1 pseudogene is annotated in these 1162 nt (G+C 34.7%); it reads left to right on the top strand.

Annotated elements, in window-relative coordinates:
• Positions 1–912 (top strand): annotated as a pseudogene (locus ACM0OW_RS25735) (ISLre2 family transposase); the annotation flags it as partial.
• Between the last annotated feature and the right edge of the window lie 250 nt (positions 913–1162).

Below are 1162 nucleotides of genomic sequence, written 5' to 3'. Positions count from 1 at the left end.
TATTACTTTGGTAAAATTGGCATAAATTTACGTCAATCGAAAATAAACAGTTTAGAGGTTGGCAATTTACCGACAACTAATATTCTTAAAGACCAGCGTGTTGTCATCGCTGTAGACGGCGGTCGTACCCGAATTCGGATTAATAATAAAGGTAGACGTAAGGTTAAGACTAACCGTGTAGGCTATACAGGAGAATGGGTTGAGCCTAAATTATTAACTATTTATGTGGTGAATGAGCAAGGTGAAAAAATTAAGAATGGCGAGATTCCTATTACTAACGATGGGACTTACTCAGGATTTGAAGGATTTTTACAAATCTTAGAGATGTACTTAGTTAATTTAGGGATTAGTCAGGCTAAACAGGTTTTATTAATTGCGGATGGTGCAGAATGGATATGGATACATATCCCTCCGTTATTAAAAAAATTACACTGCCCAAATCAAACTTATCAGTTATTAGATTTTTATCACGCGGCATCACATTTACAAGACTTCGCTGATGCTGCATTCAGCACAAAAGATGAACGCCAACAATGGTTTAAAAAGGCGCGAAAAACTTTAAAGAAAGGTCAAGCATTAGGTTTAATGAGAAACATGAATGAATTTATTCCTGGGGCGACCGGGGAACGTCTGAAAATTTTAGTCCGAGAGCGAAATTATATTTTAAAAGCTTACCGACGGAGACTTTTAAAATATAACGAAGTTGCATCTCAAAAGCTCCCTCTTGGCAGTGGCGCGGTTGAAAGTTTAATTCGTCAAGTTGTTAATTTACGCATGAAAGGTAACAGTAAGTTTTGGCTTAAAGATCATGCCGAAATCATGTTACATCTTCGATGTCAATGGATAGCTAAAACTTGGGATAATTTTTGTGATTCTATATTTAATTCCTTTATTAAACCTATAACTGTTTGAACATTTTATACAGTAATCTCAAATTCACTAGAACAATTGTCATAATTAATACTCAATATAAAATATTGAACGACAATATTTTTTAACCCAATCACCATACTTCTTTACCAGTCAACTTTTGAGATTCATTCAAAGGATTTTTGTGCTGCTTATTTCTTGACTTTTAGGTAATAAAAATACTAAGTGCTTAAATATATTTATTGGCGATCGCTCTTCAAGTAGGGTCATCTCACAAAATCGCGTTGCTCCC

The organism is Anabaena sp. CCY 0017 (assembly GCF_963920885.1).
In the GTDB taxonomy this organism is placed as follows: Bacteria; Cyanobacteriota; Cyanobacteriia; order Cyanobacteriales; family Nostocaceae; genus Nodularia.
The sequence above is the reverse complement of the archived record's forward strand: the minus strand, read 5'-3'. Positions and strand labels throughout refer to the sequence as shown.